Source organism: Trabulsiella odontotermitis (assembly GCF_030053895.1).
Taxonomy (GTDB): domain Bacteria; phylum Pseudomonadota; class Gammaproteobacteria; order Enterobacterales; family Enterobacteriaceae; genus Trabulsiella; species Trabulsiella odontotermitis_C.
Window position 1 is genome coordinate 1,245,699 of record NZ_CP125781.1, and the last position, 21,354, is coordinate 1,267,052.

14 protein-coding genes, 1 other RNA gene and 1 pseudogene are annotated in these 21,354 nt (G+C 51.5%); 3 read left to right on the top strand and 13 right to left on the bottom strand.

Translation table 11 applies throughout. The annotated features are described in order from the left end of the window. Window positions 1–18: 18 nt before the first annotated feature. Together QMG90_RS06070 and QMG90_RS06075 are read right to left on the bottom strand one after the other, a co-directional pair. Window positions 19–756 carry a YaaW family protein gene (locus tag QMG90_RS06070; RefSeq protein WP_283283011.1) on the bottom strand — a complete coding sequence of 246 codons (738 nt, stop codon included), beginning with the start codon at window positions 754–756 and terminating at the stop codon, window positions 19–21. A gap of 141 nt (window positions 757–897) precedes the next feature. Further along, a complete protein-coding gene (locus QMG90_RS06075; RefSeq protein WP_283283012.1) occupies window positions 898–1,398 on the bottom strand; it encodes a hypothetical protein in 501 nt (166 codons plus the stop codon). Window positions 1,399–2,015: 617 nt separating this feature from the next. Here QMG90_RS06075 and QMG90_RS06080 point away from each other — a divergent pair. Together QMG90_RS06080 and QMG90_RS22435 are read left to right on the top strand one after the other, a co-directional pair. Beyond that, complete coding sequence (locus QMG90_RS06080; RefSeq protein ID WP_117308960.1) at window positions 2,016–2,996, top strand: IS5-like element ISKpn26 family transposase; 981 nt, start codon at window positions 2,016–2,018, stop codon at window positions 2,994–2,996. After that, window positions 2,933–3,163 (top strand): annotated as a pseudogene (locus QMG90_RS22435) (hypothetical protein). Before QMG90_RS06080 ends, QMG90_RS22435 begins: the two are co-directional and overlap by 64 nt. Here QMG90_RS22435 and QMG90_RS06085 read toward each other — a convergent pair. Together QMG90_RS06085 and QMG90_RS06090 are read right to left on the bottom strand one after the other, a co-directional pair. Next, window positions 3,129–3,509: a DUF3987 domain-containing protein gene (locus QMG90_RS06085; RefSeq protein WP_430381674.1), complete on the bottom strand. Its 381-nt coding sequence runs from the start codon at window positions 3,507–3,509 to the stop codon at window positions 3,129–3,131. The pseudogene QMG90_RS22435 and the gene QMG90_RS06085 overlap by 35 nt on opposite strands. 95 nt (window positions 3,510–3,604) lie before the next feature. Then, a complete protein-coding gene (locus tag QMG90_RS06090) occupies window positions 3,605–3,820 on the bottom strand; it encodes an AlpA family phage regulatory protein (RefSeq protein WP_007678426.1) in 216 nt (71 codons plus the stop codon). A gap of 95 nt (window positions 3,821–3,915) precedes the next feature. On the opposite strand from QMG90_RS06090, the gene QMG90_RS06095 reads away from it, so the two are divergent. Then, window positions 3,916–5,214 (top strand): hypothetical protein, encoded by a 1,299-nt coding sequence (locus QMG90_RS06095; RefSeq protein ID WP_227113552.1) that lies wholly within the window; start codon window positions 3,916–3,918, stop codon window positions 5,212–5,214. Between the two features lie 310 nt (window positions 5,215–5,524). Here QMG90_RS06095 and QMG90_RS06100 read toward each other — a convergent pair whose 3' ends face one another. The 9 genes from QMG90_RS06100 to QMG90_RS06140 form a co-directional block, all read right to left on the bottom strand. Continuing rightward, on the bottom strand, window positions 5,525–6,367 hold the full coding sequence (locus tag QMG90_RS06100; RefSeq protein WP_080781770.1) for a hypothetical protein: 843 nt from the start codon (window positions 6,365–6,367) through the stop codon (window positions 5,525–5,527). Window positions 6,368–6,514: 147 nt separating this feature from the next. Next, entirely contained in the window at window positions 6,515–9,139 is a 2,625-nt protein-coding gene (locus QMG90_RS06105; RefSeq protein ID WP_126802441.1) for an AAA family ATPase, read from the bottom strand. A gap of 205 nt (window positions 9,140–9,344) precedes the next feature. Further along, window positions 9,345–10,465, bottom strand: a protein-coding gene (locus tag QMG90_RS06110) for an IS3-like element ISSen4 family transposase (RefSeq protein WP_108716776.1) whose coding sequence is annotated in 2 segments (ribosomal slippage) — window positions 9,345–10,207 and window positions 10,207–10,465 — 1,122 coding nt in all. Because the reading frame shifts where the segments join, the coding sequence is not laid out codon by codon here. 475 nt (window positions 10,466–10,940) lie between these two features. After that, complete coding sequence (locus QMG90_RS06115; RefSeq protein ID WP_126802447.1) at window positions 10,941–14,570, bottom strand: DEAD/DEAH box helicase; 3,630 nt, start codon at window positions 14,568–14,570, stop codon at window positions 10,941–10,943. 138 nt (window positions 14,571–14,708) lie between these two features. Beyond that, window positions 14,709–15,950, bottom strand: coding sequence for an integrase (locus QMG90_RS06120; protein ID WP_058682795.1), 1,242 nt, complete (start codon window positions 15,948–15,950; stop codon window positions 14,709–14,711). A 204-nt stretch (window positions 15,951–16,154) separates the two neighbouring features. Beyond that, window positions 16,155–16,518: a transfer-messenger RNA gene (gene ssrA, locus QMG90_RS06125) on the bottom strand. A gap of 60 nt (window positions 16,519–16,578) precedes the next feature. After that, window positions 16,579–17,742, bottom strand: coding sequence for an HlyD family type I secretion periplasmic adaptor subunit (locus QMG90_RS06130; protein WP_283283898.1), 1,164 nt, complete (start codon window positions 17,740–17,742; stop codon window positions 16,579–16,581). Between the two features lie 7 nt (window positions 17,743–17,749). Then, window positions 17,750–19,936 (bottom strand): type I secretion system permease/ATPase, encoded by a 2,187-nt coding sequence (locus tag QMG90_RS06135; RefSeq protein WP_283283013.1) that lies wholly within the window; start codon window positions 19,934–19,936, stop codon window positions 17,750–17,752. Further along, window positions 19,933–21,339: a TolC family outer membrane protein gene (locus QMG90_RS06140; RefSeq protein WP_283283014.1), complete on the bottom strand. Its 1,407-nt coding sequence runs from the start codon at window positions 21,337–21,339 to the stop codon at window positions 19,933–19,935. The genes QMG90_RS06135 and QMG90_RS06140 overlap by 4 nt, the downstream gene beginning before the upstream one ends. Window positions 21,340–21,354: the final 15 nt, after the last annotated feature.

A 21,354-nucleotide genomic window follows, 5' to 3' on the forward strand; every position in this document is an offset into this window, starting at 1 on the left:
TGAAGGATTTCCGTGTAGTTACTGTGAGTGGTGAAGATGTTGCTGACGCAGACAAGCGACCAGCAGACAAGCCGGCACGGTGACACGCCGTGCAGGGCCTGCCATATCCACAACCAGCCAGCCAGAGCTCAGTGCTATACCAACCGGTCCCGCCAGGACGGCGATGGAGCGGCTCAGTGTCAGATAGGCCACCATCGGCAGGGATCGCCCCAGTATCACTCGTGCCAGTGTACTGACCATCACTGCTGATAGGCGATAGGCTGCAAAGCCCGAGGCCCGGACGGCAGTCCGTATGGCCATTAAAATCAGCGGTGCTGTCGGTACGGTCAGCTCAGTGCCCATACTGTCAGCAAACTCCAGCAACTCTTCGGCTGACATCTCACTGAGACTTTTTTCAAGTAACGCCATCAGCAGGGAAAGCTCAATGGCTTCGGTGGTTTCCTCCTTCCGGTATTTCACGCCCGTATGGTCACAGACATCGCATAACACTTCCCGATACAGCACGCCTTTCCCACCCCGGAATACACTGGCAATACTGCTGGCACCAAAGGTCTGGATTTCAGCGGCAATCTCCTGCCAGTAATTACGGTGCGCTGGATAAAAACGTTTGTAGTTGTCGCTGCCGGACAGCGTTTCCGTCCAGCGCAGGGTTTTGTCCCGTGGGTCATGGGTAATGAGGCTGACCAGTAAATCCAGGTCCTCATTCTCACAACGCCCCAGAAACCGCAGGTCAGCATCTTCGCGATAAACGGCCATTAGCCCTCCATTCAGGTCTGTATCGTCAGGACAAAAACGATAACAAACCCGCCTGTAAGGACATGGCCGATGCGTCAGGAAAATCAGCGTGTTATACGAGTAATGACGGACAGGTGATGTCCGAAAATGAAATACAGAGGATTATGCTGCGCAGGGCGGAGTTACCGGTGGAATAAACAGACGAATGGCGAGTTGCCCCGTCAGGCGGGTGACGAGCCAGGCGGCACCACCGTTGAGTACCCCGCCCAGTAACGGGAGCAGCAGGCTTTCCCTGAGTAACACTTGACTGTTTTTCAGCAGTAATGCATCGCGAACCACCGTCAGCAGAGCGGTCTCGGCCTGAGGCTGGCTCAGTGCGCGGGTCAGTAACCGGGTGATGATGCCACTGATGGCATCCGAGCAGGCATCCCCGGCCAGCGCGCCCCAGCAAAGCAGGCGTACCCGTGGGTCTGCAGTGTCATGGCCTCCGATGATGGCAACGGCTGCACACAGCCGCATCTGAATGAACAGCGAAGAGCAGACGTCGGCGGTGACGGTCAGCGGCAGCAGCGCGCCACCGGTAAGACCACAAGAAAAGCCGGAGCCGCAGGCTTTCAGGGACTCGTACAGCACCAGCGATTCAGCCGCATCAATACGACTCATGTCATTCTGAAGGTAACTGTCGGCCAGCACTGCGGCAGAGTCCGTGACGGCGGTACCTTCCACCGCCAGGGCATACATCCCGTCAAAGAGACGCTGTAATACAGTAATATCCAGACTATCCTCCTTATCGACAACTCCAGATGGTTGTCGTTAAGGTGATATATATCTGTATTTTTTTATTTTCAGTTTTAGCCGAAATCTCATAGTAAGCGACTGTGTATTCTTTATGTAATTTTTTACGTGTCTGGCATATGAGATGAGTTAGTCTCAAAAAATGCCTATGAGTAAATGGTTAGCTTTCTCCTGTGATTTATTTTATTTAAGAAATAACTCCAGAAAATAAAATGATGTGTTCTGCGATGGTTTTGCTTGCTTCTATTGCCTCCGGTGGCGGTGTTTGGTAATAAGTCGCTCCGTATTGGTATTATTAAATAAAAGAAGGTGAGTGTGTAATGCAGAAAACATATTGAATTCCGTTGGGGGTTGTTATTATAAAATGAATGATATTTATCTGTAACTTATTCGGAATACAGATGTAAATTATACTAGGGAAGGTGCGAACAAGTTCCTGATATGAGATCATCATATTCATCCGGAGCGCATCCCAGAGGGACATCATGAGCCATCAACTCACCTTCGCCGATAGTGAATTCAGCACTAAGCGCCGTCAGACCCGAAAAGAGATTTTCCTCTCCCGCATGGAGCAGATTCTGCCATGGCAGAATATGACCGCTGTCATCGAGCCGTTTTATCCCAAGGCGGGCAATGGCCGACGGCCCTATCCGCTGGAGACCATGCTGCGTATTCACTGCATGCAGCATTGGTACAACCTGAGCGACGGTGCCATGGAAGATGCCCTGTACGAAATCGCCTCCATGCGCCTGTTTGCCCGATTATCCCTGGATAGCGCCCTGCCGGATCGCACCACCATCATGAATTTCCGCCACCTGCTCGAGCAGCATCAACTGGCCCGTCAATTGTTCAAGACCATCAATCGCTGGCTGGCCGAAGCAGGCGTCATGATGACCCAAGGCACTTTGGTGGATGCCACCATCATTGAGGCACCCAGCTCTACCAAGAACAAAGAGCAGCAACGCGATCCGGAGATGCATCAGACCAAGAAAGGCAATCAGTGGCACTTTGGCATGAAGGCCCACATTGGTGTCGATGCCAAGAGTGGCCTGACCCACAGCCTGGTCACCACCGCGGCCAACGAGCATGACCTCAATCAGCTGGGTAATCTGCTTCATGGAGAGGAGCAATTTGTCTCAGCCGATGCCGGCTACCAAGGAGCGCCACAGCGCGAGGAGCTGGCCGAGGTGGATGTGGACTGGCTGATCGCCGAGCGTCCCGGCAAGGTAAAAACCTTGAAGCAGCATCCGCGCAAGAACAAAACGGCCATCAACATCGAATACATGAAAGCCAGCATCCGTGCCAGGGTGGAGCACCCGTTTCGCATCATCAAGCGGCAGTTCGGCTTCGTGAAAGCCAGATACAAGGGGCTGCTGAAAAACGATAACCAACTGGCGATGTTATTCACCCTGGCCAACCTGTTTCGGGTGGACCAAATGATACGTCAGAGGGAGAGATCTCAGTAAAAACCTGAAATAACGCCAGAAATGGTGGAAAAAATAGCCTAAATAGGCTGATTCGATGTGTTTGCGGGAAAAAAATCGGCCCAGATCCGCGAAATTTTAATCAGCGAGTCAGCTTGGGAAGAAATGACCTGCTTATTCGCACCTTCCCTCAGTATTCAGGGCTTTGATCTCTGTTTTTACCGCATTTAGTTCTATCAAATAGTCACTATATTTTTCCAAATAATCTTCGTTCAGCTGTTCTTCAAAACGTCTCAATGGTTCCATCAACAGATTATCGACAGTGGTTTTACGCTCGCCAGAGCCTGCCAGCGTCAGCAGAAAAAGAGAGACTGGCCCGCGAATATTTCCTGGACGGATGACATCAATCTGACTTTGGCAAACAAGGGAAATAGCGCCTAAAACGGATGCACCAATCAGAGGTATAGGTGCCTGTGTTATCTGGTGTACTTCATAAATTGTTTTTCTAATAACTGGAGGAAGCTGATCAACAGGAAAATTATCATGCTTTTGCATTGTGTGGTTTCCATAGAGAAGAAAATAAAAGAAAGTTGTCGGTATCAGTTGTGATGCCATTTGGTCACAACTGATACAGGGATATGAATCAGACCTCAAACCTGCGGGCAGCATTCCTCCAGCCATTTATCGATTTCAGATTCCATCCAGCCAACAGAGTGCATACCCAGGCGGCGCTGTTTAGGGAATGTTACGTCATAGCGTGGCGACTTCGGATTTAGCCAGTCATAGATTGTTGAGCGGCTGATTCCAATTTTTTTCACAAGTGCGCTGATGCGCAGAATTTTTACCGATGGGGTAATACAGGTCATTACGTCACCTCATTGTTTTAAATAGTTAATATTTTGTTTTCTTACCTAACACCGGTGTTTTTTGTGTACGGAGGGGATTGTAATGAAGTTCTTTAGTGTCTAAAATTTCAAGTTATGAGCTCCTTTTTTTGACACTAAAAATGCCAGCGACAACACCTATCCAAAAAGCAGCTTTTGATGTGATCGATACCCTTCACTTCACTCAGGTTGTGATGAGTGAGGTATGTAAAGATCCCATTGCAGAGTGGTATCCCCGCATTATCCTCAAAATCAACAATATGCTGCGAGAAGTTGGAATGACGGGAAAACAGGCTGTGATAGCTAAGCACTATCTGCTGGGGGCACTGGAAATTTATCTATCTGTAGATGGCAAACTTTCTTCAGCCATTGCTGAGTATTCTGAACAGTCCGATACAAATACGCTTTTTGAAGAAGGGACTATTTATGACAAGAGTACTCAAACGGCGAGGAATTTTAGTCTTACAATGTTATACGCTGCTGCGGAGAACAATGGTGTGCAGGGTGAGTTCATTGATAGAGCTGTTGAAGAGTTGGTAAATGATCAAGATCTAGAATTATCAGCAACACCCTATCTCATTAGATATCGTCTTGTCGAATGCTGCTATGCATTGGAATATACAGAGACCCCTCTTGCGTTTTATCGGGAGCTGGTAAGTCTTGGTATTATCTCATGTGGAAAATATTCTCTAAATATTGACGCATATGCGAAAAAAAATGAGTCAGGGGTGTCGTTGTTGTTTCTCAGAGCATGTTTGCTTTTCGAGTTTAAGATACTTCAACGAGCGGTAGCGGTAATGTTATCGCTAAAAAACAACAATACGATTGCGTTACCATCTCCTGACCCAAGAATGTCTGCCTTAGAGCAAAAAAATATTTCTGATTACTATAAAAGGTTAGTGGATGACTGGTTTATGGGGGAGGGGAGGCAATCTTTTGTGAGTTTTCAATGTAAAGGCGATATTTCGATTAAGGATGTAGAGGTTTTTCTTGGGAATATAAATAAATATTATCTTCATAAACGTATGTTTAGCGGAACCCAAGGCAGTTGGCTGGGAACGCTGGGGGCATTTGATATTGCATGCGAACATGATGAAGAACCTGAGATGGCCATTTATTATGAGGAAAATAATAGTCGGACTATTTCAGAAAAAATAAGATTGAAGTATTTGGAGTATGGTTTTAGTGTATCAGCTCGGAGCCTTTATCTCCGATATAAATCTGTAAAAAAAGAACGTTACTCTCAAGTTAAGTATTATTGTTTTCTTTTATTGAATCAGGGGGGGATCACCCCTTGGTTTCTTGATAATAATAATTATTACGATATGGCTTTGAGGTTCTGTAGTACAGGAACTAACGAATGTAATTATCCATAAAGCATAGGTGGCAGGTATAGTGTTCATTTGGCGATGTGAAAGATTATTACCTTTAGAGGAAGTTTTTATATTTCAAAAATAAGTGGTGCATCGCTTAATTAAAAACATTAATCTGTACGAAGAAGAACTCCGGAATATTGGTTTTTTTTGCCCACCTTACCAGACTGTTCTTATCTCTTTTGTATAGTTCTGAAAAACAAATTTTTAACAAGCTTACCTTGGTAAAATTCCATTTAAAAATCGATCTTATGCCTAATCAGCCCTAAAAATCCTTACTCTAATAACAGTAACTTCAATAGATTGGGAAAAATTATCCCCCCAGTGATTTTGCTGCCTTTTTTATCAAGTTTTCACGACACTTATAGCAAACTAAAAATAAAAGAAAGGATAATGTCGTGCTGACTATTTTACGTAATAATTCATTCGCTTCTAGTTGCTCTTGATAAGAATCTGCAAGTTCATTATATGTTCTCGATAACAGTTGAATCGAAGAAAAATATGACACCATTGCACTATCGCAAATCTCTGATGGAGAATGCTGATCTTGAGAAATATTGCGCATTATTACTCGGGTTTGCGCAACCAAAGCAGCAGATACTTTATCGCGAGATGACGGTTCCTCCAGTCCCGAAACTAATGCCATATAATCCTTAGCCGCATTTTGATTACACTTCGCAAGTTTGGGGTAAACCTCGTGTAGATTATCTGCTATGTTGTTAACCAGTTTTCGAGTTTCTTGAGGAAGGTGTACATACCAGCTTCTATATTTTGACTCTTCAAAAGGTTTCAACATACCAATAATAATCGGTCTCTCTGCTACCCAAAAATCCAGATATCGGGATTCAGATATGTTTAATTTTAATGCAATTCTAGCTACTTCTATAGACGCATGCTCTTTGGATAGCATTTCATTCTTCATTTCATGTTGCTGATTATGATACTCGTTGCGCAGGTTCGTGAATAATTGCAAGTGTTCGATGACGATATTTTCATAATATCCTGGCGGAGTTTCAGGGATTTTCTTTAAACTCAGCCACCCCAAATTAAGCAGTCCAATGCTTATCATGAGTAGTATTGCAGCTATTTCATATCTGTTTCTTTTTATTTGGTAAAAAAATATCATTGATACAATGCCATTGCTGATGTTATTCATAAGTAAGTTGCTCGCTAGCTTCCAGTTGAACCGTGGGGCTAACCCGATTCAACTCATCGAGAAAGCCAGCAAGCATCTGAACGGCTAAAGCTACGTTTAGGGAGGCTGATTGCGACACCACCCGGCACCAGTTTCACTGTGTATCACTTACTGATTTCTCATGGCGCTAAGGGCTGCATCAAGCGACACAATCGACTCCACTATTGTTCTTACTGTGGAGCGGTCGAATTCGTGGTCTCGCTGTGAATCGTGCACGCCGCTGTTCAGATATCCCCATTCAATGCTGGAGCCGTTAACTCCGAGTAATCTTTCTAATGCAGCAACTGCAGCCGGGGCCCCGGGATGCTGCCCTGCAATGCGATTGACGGCCGATTTCAATTTAGAGCATTTATTATTCAATTCCCAAGGCGAACGTGGTCCACTGAGTTTAATATCAATGCGTCCGTCACCGCGTCTGCCCATCCAAGACCAAAGGCTGTCTGTAAGGCTTTCCAGGGCGGGACGTGACTGACGAAGAGCTTCACGCTTTTCATCCCCATCTAGAGCCTGCTGCGCAAGCAGAACGTAATTCTTACTCGGTGGATTGCTGTCTACTCGCAGTTCGTGTTCACCATCGTGTGGTAGGAATTTGTAGCGCTTAATGGCTCCTGCCCTTGCTGCACCTAACTCCTGTTGAATTCGGATGAGGAATTCTTCGGCATGGGAAGTCAAGATGACCTGTTTGTCGTCCAGTAGCCCATCTTCAAAGAAGGTACGCCATATACCGTCTCGATGCTCATCATCAATCGCATTAACCACATCATCAAAGATAACCACCGGGCATCCTTGGACAATATTTTTGGCCAACAGAATTGCGAGGCCAAGACATTTGATGTGTCCCTCACTGAAAATGATTAGCGCATCGTAACGAATGCCTGGTTCACCGGCGAATTCGACTTCAATTTTGCCATTTTCAGCAACTGGCAGATGAAGTGCATGCAGCAGATCGCTAGGTGCATCGCTTCGGTTAAAAGCGTTATACAGATCCCGAGCCTGTTCACCCAATCCCTGAAGCAATATGCCAGGTAGTGCGGCCATGTATCTTTGGATTTCCGGTAGGAATCCGTCGTAAGCTACCTTAATTCGTTGATTTAACTTTATGACAGTTTCTTCTTCAGCAATGGCTTGGAGCAGATCTCGATTATTGTCATTGAACTGGGTCAGATTAGATTGAGCTGCAGCTAGTTCAACGTTGGCGGCTGTGCGCTGCGTACGTAGTCTTTCAATTTCGAACCGATACTGAATCAGACGGTCCCGCTCCTCGGTCAACGCACCACGTTGATTATGTACTGCGAGGGACTGTTTATCGATATGCTCAATCTCTTTGGCAATGCACAGGAGTGTGTTCCAGGGCTGTTTCTCTCCTTCAACCCAGCACTCAAGCCACGCTCCAACTGATGTCTGGGGTAATTCCGGCAGTACTGCAGCATGAAGGGTTTCCGGGCATGCGGCGATTGCTGCCGTTACGGTGCGACGTATTTCCTCCAACAGTAGCTGGAGAGACTCGTTCAGCTCTGTTCGTAATGTTTGCTCCCGCAACTGAATCTGTGCCAACTGCGCCAGGGCTTCAAGTCCCGTACGCGCTCGTATAAAAGGATCCTCTGCTACGGTATCAAGATTTGTACCACAAGCAGGGCAGGTGGTTGCTCCGACAGCTAAGGCCTGCACTGCTTCATACAGTTTTGCATACGATACCTCGGTCGCGCGTGATGCAAGTTCCCTTGAGGTCTCTTGCCAACTCCCATGTAGACGGTATGCTTCAGCGAGAAGCGCTTCCAGTCGGGATTGCGTAATCCCATAAACCAGTGGTGGGACAGCATCAAGTTGAGATTGAATATATGGCAGACGTCCCTGCTGAAGTTGTGTACCTTCCAGCCATTCAACGCATGCCTGATAGGTCGCTTCGGGGGATATGCGCTGCGCAAGCGCATTTTCCTGCAATTCAATCAAAGCTATTTTCTGCGGATGTGCTGCAATTACCTGCTCTGAAGCTGCTACCTGCTTTCTCCGTTCGACCAACTGAGCTGCCATTGGTCCGGAAAGCATCAGATCTTGATCGAGTGATGGGTTAAACCCACGGACAAATTCACTGAACTGATCTACACCAAACAACGTTGCGATTAGCTGTCGCTGATCGCTAGGGGTTCTTGCAGCAATACGGGCAAAGTCATCAAGCCGGTTCTTCTCAATGAAACAAAAACGATACTCTGATTCATCAGGCTGGACGGGCCGTAAGTTCTGAGCCTCACCGGCAAGAAGCACTGGCGCATCGTGGTGCTTGAGACGAGCGTTATTGCAATAAAGCCTTTGCTCCACCCGCTTTAACTGCGCTTCACTGATAGTGCCCAGCATTGACACTTCGAGAGCCTCAAAGAAGCTGCTTTTACCTGTACCGTTTGCACCGTAAATGAGAGTGATATCGTGGGAGAGGTCAAATATCTCCTGCCGCATGAATCCACGGAATGGACCAACCTCAAGCTGATGCAATCGGCCCAGAGCAGAACCTGCTTCAGGGGCGTCAGAATTGCCTTCGTAAGCGATGGGCTGATCAATTAGATGTCTTAGGGCTAGGGGGGCAAGACGAACTGAACGCGCCCGGCGAGTCGAGCCGACTTCAGCGAGAGGTTGGATATGATCGAAGATCAGATACGCAAGTCGCCGGACATCATCAGAAACGTCCTGCTGCGTTAAACAATCGAGAAAGCGTTGGTACTCCGAAACAATGCTTGCCATGTATTCTCCTTTACACAGTCAGACGCAGTAGCGCATCCCTGCCTTGGTCATTGTCGTTTGACGTTAATTTGCTTGGCACAACGGGTCTCAAAGGTTTTCGGCATTCAACGCATTGCGCTTCTGTGAGAATGACGCGAAACCATCGGATTCATCTTATCTAAAAATTATCGGCATTGTGACCTGCCCCCACGATTAGATACAACACTCAGTTAGTAACGCCGGAATCTTCATTCTCAGAATGACCCTTTCTCCAGCCCGCTGCAAATTCAGACGGTGTCTGATAATTCAGCGTGGAGTGCGGGCGGCATTCGTTATAATCCTGCCGCCAGTCATTAATAATTTTCCTGGCATGAACGATATCGCTGAACCAGTGCTCATTCAAACATTCATCGCGAAATCGTCCGTTAAAGCTCTCAATAAATCCGTTCTGCGTTGGCTTGCCCGGCTGGATTAAGCGCAACTCAACACCATGCTCAAAGGCCCATTGATCCAGTGCACGGCAAGTGAACTCCGGCCCCTGGTCAGTTCTTATCGTCGCCGGATAGCCTCGAAACAGTGCAATGCTGTCCAGAATACGCGTGACCTGAACGCCTGAAATCCCAAAGGCAACAGTGACCGTCAGGCATTCCTTTGTGAAATCATCGACGCAGGTAAGACACTTGATCCTGCGACCGGTGGAAAGTGCGTCCATGACGAAATCCATCGACCAGGTCAGATTGGGCGCCGCCGGACGGAGCAGCGGCAGACGTTCTGTTGCCAGCCCTTTACGACGTCTTCTGCGTTTTACGCCCAGGCCACTGAGGTGATAAAGCCGGTACACGCGCTTATGATTAACATGAAGCCCTTCACGGCGCAGCAACTGCCAAATACGACGGTAGCCAAAACGCCTGCGCTCCAGTGCCAGCTCAGTGATGCGCCCTGATAAATGCGCATCAGCAGCCGGACGGTGAGCCTCATAGCGGCAGGTCGACAGGGATAAACCTGTAAGCCTGCAGGCACGACGTTGCGACAGACCGGTCGCATCACACATCAACATCACGGCTTCCCGCTTCTGGTCTGTCGTCAGTACTTTCGCCCAAGAGCCACCTGAAGCGCCTCTTTATCCAGCATGGCTTCGGCAAGCAGCTTCTTGAGTCTGGCGTTCTCTTCCTCAAGCGACTTCAGGCGCTTAACTTCAGGCACCTCCATACCGCCATACTTCTTACGCCAGGTGTAAAACGTGGCATCGGAAATGGCATGCTTGCGGCAGAGTTCACGGGCGGGTACCCCAGCTTCGGCTTCGCGGAGAATACTGATGATCTGTTCGTCGGAAAAACGCTTCTTCATGGGGATGTCCTCATGTGGCTTATGAAGACATTACTAACATCGGGGTGTACTAATCAACGGGGAGCAGGTCAGCTAAAGCAGACTGATTTGATGAGATAAGGGTTTAGATGAATTCTCCATACCCTTAAACGATTACTTCCCAGTTGATTTGCTTGGTTTCAGTCCTGGGGTATTGCCGGGTGTATCCTTATTATCACGTCTGCGTTGATCGGGTTTTCCTGTTGATTTTGCGATTGGTTTTGGACCAGGTTTAAGCCCCATAATCATACTCCTTAGCCATGTCAGAGGTTATTCCTCAGTGTGGATATAAGGGGAGCGGTAAGAATTATCAAGCTTGGATGGGCGGTGAAAAGTGACTGCTTGACTATTATGTGAGCAATGTCAGATTTTAACACATAGCGGCCAGCCCATTACTGATGTTAGCCAAAAATGAGTCGCGATGAGCCCTCAATAATGAGGGCCACCTCGGAGATTGTTAGGCTGATTTCGCCAATTGCCGATGCAGGACCTGAAGGCTAGTTCCCGCCCCTGCCCATGCAGCAGCCGAGCCGACCACATACAGGTTTTGCTTGGCGCGTGAGACGGCTACATTGATTATGTTTGGTGGGCTTGCCGCCCACTGACGTGCCCTTTGCTGACTCGCTTTCGGCGCACCCAGCAACAGGATTACTGTGTCCGCCTCTCGGCCCTGGAACGTGTGGATTGTGCCTACACGATCACGGCACCATTCATCCAGCTTTACGCCGAACGTTCGCAGCAGATCAGTTTCACTGTCGAGACGCCGACGCATGTTCTGCTCTACGATCTTGAATGGTGTGATGATAAATACGTCCGGATTTGTAATGCCCGATGCTGCCAGCTCTTTGAGCATTCGCACAACCGCTTCGCCCTCGTCGGGACACCACTTCGTCTCAGCATCGCCATTGATATCCACCCAGTGAGATCTCCCCAAAGCCGAGCCGATAGATCCGGGTTTTTTAGGCCCGACAGCATGGACCATCTGCCCGGCATAGGCGATGGAGTTAGAAACATCAAACATTGGGTTCTGGCAACGCCTGTGAACGAGCAATGGCAGCCCGACTTCTCGATCACCTCCGTCCACGACGAAGGTGGATTTGAAGCGCGATGCCTGATCAGCAAGGGTCTGCGTAGATGCTGCGGGGGCAGACCATTCGACTTGGTCAATGTCAAAGAACTTGCAGATTTCGGCGTTCAGCTTTTCAGGAAGTGAAACTACAGGTGGGATTTGCAACGGGTCACCTACCACGATGGAGCGCTTTGCCCGCATGATAGCTCCAACTGCTGCCTGAGGAACGGCTTGGCCCGCTTCATCTACCAGAAGCCAACCAATGCTCTCTGGTGGCAGATCCCCGAACATCGTCCGAACAGAGGCGAATGTCGTGGACACGGTCGGCACAACCACGAAAAGGCTTGACCAAAGGTCGGGGAGAAGTTCACGGTGAGCGGAAGACTGGAAGGCACCAGCTACCATGCCTGACATCAATAACCCAAGGTTGTGTTGCAAGCGGCTGGCCGAAGCATCGATGAACGTTTTATGCACAGTCAGGGCAGCGGCGAAAAGATCCTCCCGCAGGCGATGAACCTCATCGGGAAGCCAGGGTGCAGTGAGGTGGATAGCCTCGTGCTCGCGCTCGAAGAACCTCTCATCAACGACCCTGTCTCCCATACGGTTTCGTGCCTGTGCCTCGGTTGCCTTCAATTTCGAGACAGCCTGACATTTGCTGGAAATTTCCTGGTCGAGTTGCTGTAACTGGGACTCAGTATTGCTCCACTCAGCCCTTGCAAGCTCTAGGGCACCGTCCGTCCCCTGCGCCCGTATGACTGATTGCTGCAAGGTCGCCGAGAGCTTCTGCAGTGTCGATCTCCACGACTTCCAGGCCGCAGTCGCAAACAAACGGGAGAAGAAACCTGGACGGCAAGCAAGATGGCTGTCGAGCATGATCTTGTCCTGCTCGATCTGCGATTTTGCCTTCTCATGCTCTCGTTGGCAGGATTCAGCAGTCTTGTGTGCCTCTTCGACGGCTTCATTCAGACTCGGTCGACGCTGTTCAGCTCTTTGAAGTTCGGTGATCGCTCCCTTGAGCGCCTGGATATCCCGTCGCATCTCTTCGATGCTGGCGATTTCGGCGTCTACCGTCTCCTTAAGTTTAAGAAAGGCGGTTCGCGCTTTCTGCCAGGCCGCAGCAGCATCCGCTTCGTTGGTGCTGGGCCGCTCATTGACAACCACGCTGGGCATCACGCGATCGATGGTTTCGCCAGTTCGCTCGTCCTTGATCTCACGCATGACATTTATGCCGCGAGCTGCTTTCAGGTAGGTAAGGAAACCACCGTCTTCATTCCACCAGAAACCTTGCTGAAACGCGCCTCGGTTGCTGCTCTTGCCGAGAGCTGCGGCGATCAACCCCCAGGTTTCGACAGTGTCGGAGGGGATGTCCCCCTCGGCCTCGGCTTCGAAATAGCCGGCGCGTTTGGGATTCGCAATCAGGTCGCTGATGGACCGGAAGTAGGCGATCTGTTCATGGCGACCATTGGCTTCCTTGAGAGGAAGCTCTTTACTGACGTTTTCGACTGCTTTGTTATTGGAGGAGGCTACGACGATCTCATGGCCCTTCAAGGATGCATGTAACTTGTAGAAGTGCAGGAATGCATTGGAACCGAATGCCAGCTTCTCGCCTGTTGTGGAAAAGGCATCCTGCGGTTTGTTGAAGCCGGACATCGCCGTGGCCCGATCGAGAATGCATCCAACGACGATATCCCGGAGAAGAGTGGTCTTTCCGGTTCCCGGAGGCCCATTGACGCCGATGATACCTGGAGCATCATTCAGCTCAGCACGCGCCGCATTCACGGCAGCCTGTTGAAGCAGCACCAGTGGATGGCCGCCTTTCGAAGGCCAACGAGCCTGCGGCATGAGCGACGGTGCGACGAACGGCTCAACTGCGGAAATGGGCGATAGCACGTCGATTTTCTGGTCAGGTCTTCCAATTCCCATGTAGCGGCGCAAACCGGTTCCGGCTTTGCCCGTCTCGAGCAATTTGGTTGCTTCACCGAGATCTTCAAGATAGAAGGAATTCAGTAACGAAGGTTCAGGCGGCGCCTTAGCCTTGAAATGATGAAACACCTTAATCGCGAATGTGGGTGGCTCAACCAAATGCTCGGGTACACTGAACTGCGATACAAGCCATTTATAAGCGTTATGAACAACATTCAGATCGATCGGTATGGGTTCTCCATCTTTGTTGTGGTGGCGAACCATTCGATCCAGATGCTCGATAATGCGCGGCTCAACATTCGGCCAATTCCCTAAACTCCCAAGCTTCAGATCGAGAGCCGGCTTGAGTGCCCAGGCAAAACTGGACACGGCAACGCCTTTGTCCTCAAGCACAAAGCCTTCTTTGTCGATCAGGATCGAGCCGATGGCCGCTTTCTTACCGTCCGGGCGTGAACGCTCCTCATCCTCGCCAAAAACCTTGACCAGCTCGTCCGTCGCCTTGTCGAGAGCGATGGAGCCGAGGACGACCTCGAAATAAAGCTTATAACTGGGCTTGCTGCGGGCATTTGGTCCCCATGGAACACCTCGCTCCAATAGAGCAACCCTAGAGCGGTCGCCGGTTGCCATATCCTCTGGGCGTTTATAAGCTTGAGGCGACAGCGCTTCGAGGGCTGTCCATGCTGCCAGTATTGCTCGCGCATCATTCGCCTTACCTGATGGAGAAAAAGACGGGATCGGACCAAGGTCGATTTGGTCTTTGTCGAATTGCTCTCGTATGGCAGAGTCTGGGATGGCCTTCAGTTGAAGTTGCTCTTCCGCAGCAGGCGAATTGTGGGGCACAACTCGAGAAGATTGAATGGACACCGAATCGGGATGGTGTGTTGATGGGCTGGAAGCCGACATGGCGACCACGCTGTGGCCGCTAAGTGCAAATAGAGATTGCTCGATTTTAGCCGTCAGCGTCCGCGCCCTGGCAGTGTTGCGAAAGGTCAGCTCGCTCAACAACTGTTCAAGTTCGCTAACATTGTTGCTGGACTGCTCGAAGATTGCTTCCAGATCGAAGATTGATTTTTGCGCATACTGCCGTGTCTTCATTTATTTCTGCGGCTCCATATCACTTCAATTAAGAGATATTATGCTAATTAGTTTGATTTCTAAAACTATTAGCTTTCGCTTGAAATATAAATTCTCATCTGGCCCACTACTAAAGTGGGAACTGTCATTAATTATCCGTCATCCCGTTAAACGCTCTCCCCTCATACCGCCCTCAACCATACTTCCACGATCAGCAGCCATCACAAAATCAGCCCACCACTGCATCATGGGCCGCCGCTGCTCAAGATAATCACTGCGGTTATAGGCACGACGGACCTCATTCTTATCTACATGCGCAAGGGCCGCCTCAATAACATCAGGTGGGAAGCCTTGTTCATTTAGGGCTGTACTGGCGATAGATCTCAGACCGTGTGAAACGAGCACCCCACCAAAACCTGCGCGTTTCAGCGATGCGTTAACTGTCTGGCTGTTCATCGGCTGGTTTGGCTTGATGCGGCTGGGAAAGATAAATTCTCGATTTCCACTTAACGGCTTCATCATCTCCAATATCGCAATCGCTTCATCTGACAATGGAACAGTATGGTCACGGTTCATTTTCATGCGTGCTGCAGGAATCTTCCACTCTCGCGCTTCTATGTCTACCTCTTCCCAGCGAGCTTCAGCCGCTTCAGCAGGGCGGGTAATAGTAAGAAGTTGCCACATGAACAGGCAGCGTGTGGAAAGGATAATGTTGGCTGTTCGCATTGTCTGCATCAGTTGAGGTAGCTGATCCGGTCGAATGCTGGGCATGTTCTTTTTCTGAGGCTTCTCGAAGGCTTTACCGATATTAACGCTGGGAACAGCATCAATCAGGCCTGTATTCTGAGCATATATCATGACTTCATTGATACGTTGGCAAAGGCGACGGACGGTTTCCAGCGCGCCTCTTGCCTGAACCGGTTGCACGGCCTGAACCAGTGTATGAGCTTTAATATCTGTAACGCTAACGTCGCCAATCGCAGGAAAGACATCTCTTTCAAGAGAGCGCCAGATATCTTCCGCATAGTCCTCTGTCACACTGGCCTTCTTCACATTCCACCAACGTTCAGCCACGAGCTGGAAAGTATTGGTTTTGGCTTCCAGCGAACTGCGAAGTTGTTCCTGCTGATGTTGCTGTGGATCGATTTGTTTCGCCAGGAGTGAGCGAGACTTTGCTCTGTAGTTTCTGGCATCGGCAAGGGTAACTGACGGGTAGGGGCCAATGCTCTTCTTCGCTCGTTTCTTAGTGACAGGGCGAATGTAGCGAAACTGCCAGATTTTACTCCCGCTGGATTTGATGAGTAGCTCAAGGCCATCGCCATCATAGAGAACGTAGTCCGCTTCTCTGGGTTTAGCAGATTCGATTTCCTTAACGGATAGAGGTTTGGTTTGTCTTGCCATTGCCGGGTTTCCATAGTTTTAGGCACCTCAAAAACAATATAGCTTTATGAGGTGCCTAACAAGGTGCCTAAAAGGTTCGGATTTAATTAGTTCTCTTCGGACTTCGCGGGACAAATTGAGGGCACAAAAAAGCCCGCAGGGCTTGCGCCGTGCGGGCTCTTAGGACTTCATCGGATGACTCTGGTAATCACCGATGGAGAATTTTGGTGGAGCTGGCGGGAGTTGAACCCGCGTCCGAAATTCCTACATCCTCGGTACTACATGCTTAGTCCAGTCTTTACATTCGCTTGCCAGCTGCGGACGGACACGCCACTAACAAACTAGCCTGATTAGTTTTAACGCTTCAACCCCAGGCAGGGCATCCACGCGATCTCTTTTAGGTTTGACCTCTCTTGATCCCCGTCCTAAGAGCGGAGGCTAGGGAGAGAGGGCTCTGAGCAGGTTATTAAGCTGCTAAAGCGTAGTTTTCGTCGTTTGCGACTATTTTTTTGCGGCTTTTTACGAGGCCAACCGCCCCTCGGCATGCACCTTGGGTTTCGCGAATCCCGTCGAATCCAGAATCAGCCCCAATGTGTTCTGACGATTATAACAGATTTATGAAGCCCTTTGCCAGCCGGGTTCTGCTCACTTATCGCTCACGTAGCGCTTCTTTTGCGCGATTGAACGGTTTGAGCAGGTAATCGACGATCGATTTTTCACCGGTTTTGATATCCACGCTGGCAATCATCCCCGGCACGATGGCGAAGTGGCGCCCCGCTTTGTTGACCAGATAATCCTGATGGGTACGGATAAACACCCGGTAATAGACGATCTCCGGTTTCACTTTATCCTGAATGGTGTCCGGCGAGATGGTTTCAACTTCACCTTCCAGCCCGCCGTAGATGGCGTAATCGTAAGCGGTGATTTTCACCAGCGCGCGCTGGCCGGGGTGGATGAAGGCGATATCACGCGGGGAAAGCCGTGCTTCAATCAGCAAACGATCGTCAACCGGAACGATTTCCATCATCTCGCCGTTGGGCGGGATCACGCCGCCAATGGTGGTCACCTGGATATTTTTCACAATTCCGCGCACCGGTGAACGAACGGTCAGCCGCGTCACTGAATCTTCACGCCCTTTGATAATGGCGGAGAGCATATCCACTTCGGCGTTGGCTTTTGACAACGACTCCCGCGCCTGCACGTAATACTGCGAACGCAGATCGGTGATTTTTAAGCCCAGATCGCTCTTCTGCCGTTGCAGTCGCAGCACTTCCACATGGCTGGCGGCCCCGCTCTTTTCCAGCCGCTCGGTGATCGCCAGCTCTTTATTGACCGACACCAGCGCGGTGCGCAGTTCGGCTTCTGAGTCTTTCAGTTGTGCGCGGCGGGAGTTGAACAACCGTGTCTCGGAGGCGATCAGTTCCGGCCAGGCGTTGAGTGATTCTGGAAAGGTGAGGGGAAGATCGTTCACCTCCGCATACAGGCGCGCACTGGAGGCTAGCGACGCGCGATAGCGTGCGGCGCTTTCGCCGACGTTAGACTCAGATCGGGTTGGGTCGAGACGCGCGACGATCTGCCCCGCCTGTACCTGATCCCCTTCGCGCACAGTCAGTTCGGCGAGGATACCTCCGTCGAGCGACTGCAAAATCTGCTCGCGGGAGCTGGGCACCACTTTGCCGGTGCCGGTCGAGACCTCATCCAGAATGCCGAACCAGGCCCAGACGCCAGCTACCACAAACAGCAATGTGCTGAGCAGGATGATCCGGCTCGATCCGGCGTGCTCGTGGTGATGGCGTGCGTCGGGGGCGTCCATCGCGGCATCATGCAGACTGGTTTTCATTTTTCCACTCCCGAGTACTGGACTGCGCTGCCATCCGGCTGTTGTTCATCGCCTGCGCTTTTGGCGCATCCATCACCACCTGGCCCTCTTTCAGCACCACCACGCGATCGACCAGGTCTAAGATTGGCACGCGGTGGGTGGCGACAATCAGCGTGCGGTTGCCCAACCATGGGGTGATGCGCTGGATGAATTCCCGTTCGGTATAGTCGTCGAGCGACGCTGTGGGTTCATCAAGCAGAACAATATTTGGCGAGCGCAGCAGCATGCGCGCCAGCAGAATCGATTGCCGTTGCCCGCCCGACAACCCCGCGCCGCCTTCCATAATCGGGTGATCGAGTCCTTTTTCTAAGCGCTTGACAAAGTTGTCGGCACCGCTGATTTCCAGCACCTCAAAAATCGCCTCATCGCTGGCGTGCGGCGCGCCGAGCGTCAGGTTCTCGCGCAGCGTGCCGTAAAACAGCCGTGCGTTCTGGCTGAGCAGACCGATGTTGCGCCGCAGATCGGCGGTGTCGATGTGCGCCATGCTGAGGTTATCCAGCCGTACGTCGCCACTGACGGTCTCCATGCCACCCGCCAGCGCCTGCAACAGCGTTGATTTTCCCGCACCATTGCGCCCGAGCAGCGCAACGCGTTCGCCAGGCAGGATCTCAAGGCGTGAAATCCGCAGCGGAATGCGCTGCTCTTCGCTGTGATAGCGAAACTGCGCGTTTTCAAACTGATAATGTCCGTGAAAAATCGCCTGATGGACGAGGTTTTCATCGCGCCCGGTTTCCGTCGGGAGTTGCATGATGCTGTCCAGCCCCTGTTTGGCTGCCTTCACCTGCTGCCAGCGGGCCAGCACGCCGCAGAGATTCGCCATCGGCGCGATCATGCGTGATGCCAGCATTGAGGCGGCCACCACCGAACCGGTGGTCAGTTCGCCGTCAATCACCATCGGCGCGCCGAAGAGAATAACGGCGGTGTAAACCAGACTCTGAATGGTCATCCCCCAGCTGATTAGCCCCTGCGTCAACTCGCGGGTGCGCAGGCCGGACTCCGCGGTGATGCGAATGTAGCTGTTCCACTGTTGCAGAAAACGGTTTTCCGCCTGCATCAGTTTGATGTCCTCCAGCCCCTGTACACTCTCCACCAGCACGGCGTTGCGCAGCGAGGCTTCGTGGGCAGACTGGTTCGCCAGCAGCGCCAGCCGCTTTTGCAGTAGCAGGCCGGGAAGCACCATCAGGATTGCCGCAACAGGCGCAATCCACGCCAGCGGCGGCGCGATGATCGCCAGCACGACAATGAACAGGAAAAAGAAGGGCAGGTCGACGAGCGTCGACATCGTCGAGGAGGTGATCATTTCGCGGATCTGCTCCAGATCGCGCAGTTGTGAAATAAAGCTGCCAGTCGATCGCGGAATCGCGCTGTTGCGCAGCCGTAGCGCATGACCGAATACGCGATCGGAAATCCGCATGTCCGCCCGTTTGCCGATCACATCCATAATATGGCTGCGCGCTACTTTCAGCAGAAAGCCAAAAATCACCGCCACCAGCACGCCCGTCGCCAGTACATACAGCGTCGGGTATGACTGCGCCGGGATCACCCGGTCATAGACCTGCATCGAAAACAGGATCCCGGAAAGCGACAGCACGTTCACCAGAAACGCTGCCAGCATCACCGGGCCGTACGGGCGCCAGTCGTCCAGCACCAGCGTTTTCATCCAGTCCGGGCTGAAGCGGGTCACATAAGCGTCCACGCGGCGGTCCCGTAACGCCGAAAGCGGGCGCAGTACGGCGATAAAGCGGATCTCCGCCAGCAGCGCGTCAAGCGGCAGGCGGTTGGTGCGCTGTTCGTGGTCGATGAGGCAGATATCCACGGTTTCCTGACCGTCAAAATGCTCGATGACCACCAGTTGCCCGTCGTTCAGCGAGGCCACCACCGGCAGTCGCCACTGGGAAATCGCCTCCGTTGATGGCGTTAACTGATGGAACGACAGACCCGCCTGGCGCGACAGCTGCGTCAGGGCAGAATGCATGCCTTTATCTTTAAACCACGGCGCGTTGGCCTGTAATGTGCCGGGCGAACAGGCCACGCGGTAATGCGCAGCGACATGGCTTATCGCCAGCGCCCAGTGGCTGAGCGCGCGTTCGGTCAGCAATTCTTCAACGGGCGGGGACGTGTGGGTCATGGCTGGATCTCCACGGACTGAATGCTGCGGTTTTCTAAGCCGAAGGCATTACGCAGCTTGCCGCTGTTGTAGAGGCAGTTAAGCTGCAACTGATGGAGCTGGCTGAGCGTCTGTTGTTGCGCGAAACGCGCCTGAAAAACTTCCTGTTCAGCGTTGAGCACATCGAGCAGCGGGCGCGAGCCGAGGTCAAGATACTGCTGTTGATACAGCTCGCGGGTGCGCTCGCTCAGCGTCTCCTGACGCTGCAATACCTGCAACGCGCCGAGCAGATTCAGCGCTTCACTGCGGGATTCCATCAGCTTTTGCAGTACATCGAGGCGGGTACGTTTGATGCCAGACTGTGCCGCGTCCAGCGCATGAGTGGCGGCGTTGCGCCGTGCGGTCAGGCCGCCGCCCTGGTAGATGGGCATTTCGACTTTAACCCAGGTGGAATACTGGGTGCGATCGAGCGCGTCATGGCTGGGGTATTTATCGTTGAGGTAATGCTGTACCTGCGGCTCCAGCGAAATGGTGGGGGTCATCTGCGCTGTAGCATAATCGAGATTGGCTTTCGCCACATTCGCCTGTGCCCGGGCGGCAAGCACTGCAGGCACCAGGCGGTCATCTGGCTGGGCGATATCGCAGCTTTTGCCGAGCTTTTGCGGGAATTCATCGCTGATGGCGTTGAGATTATCCCAGCCGAGCCAGCTCATTAACGTCGCCTGTGTACTCTCCAGACTGGCCTGATACTGAATCAGCTGAGAACGGGCAGATTCAATGCGGGCATCGGTTTGCACGACATCTGAAAGGGACGTGGCGCCTTCATCATTGCGCTGCTGCGTCAGTTTGCCGATGGCGTTCAGCGCGTCCAGTTGTTCTTCAGCAATCGCCACCATCTGCTGCCAGGTTTGTACCTGCACCATGGCGATGGCGGTGTCGTGACCAACGCTGTCGATGCTGACCAGCACATTGGCCTGCTGCTGCGCGACACCAGCGCTCTCTGCGCGCACCTGGCTGTCGACTTTGCCAAAGTCATAAAGCATCTGCGACAGCGACAACACCAGCGACGGACTAAAGCCGTGATCGAGATAGGTGTTGGAGTAGCCGTTGTTCATTCCGGCGCTGATCTGCGGGTAGTATTTTGCTTTCGCGACGTTTACCTGTTCAGTTTGCGCCCACAATTTACCAATTGCTTCGTTGATCGACGGGTGCCAGTTGACTGCCCGATTTACCGCCTCATTTAACGTCAGTATTCCCGGCGGCGCCGCGTCCAGCTTTAATGTGGAGGAGCCATCCAGCGCGGGGAGTTCTTGCCCGGCCAGCCCTTGCGTCGTGATACGCTGCGGTTCGTCATCGGCATAAGTCGCCTGCGCCACGCACAGACAGCTTGCCAGCCAGCAACTGGCAGGCAGTAATTTTCCCATAAATTGTCCCTAAGA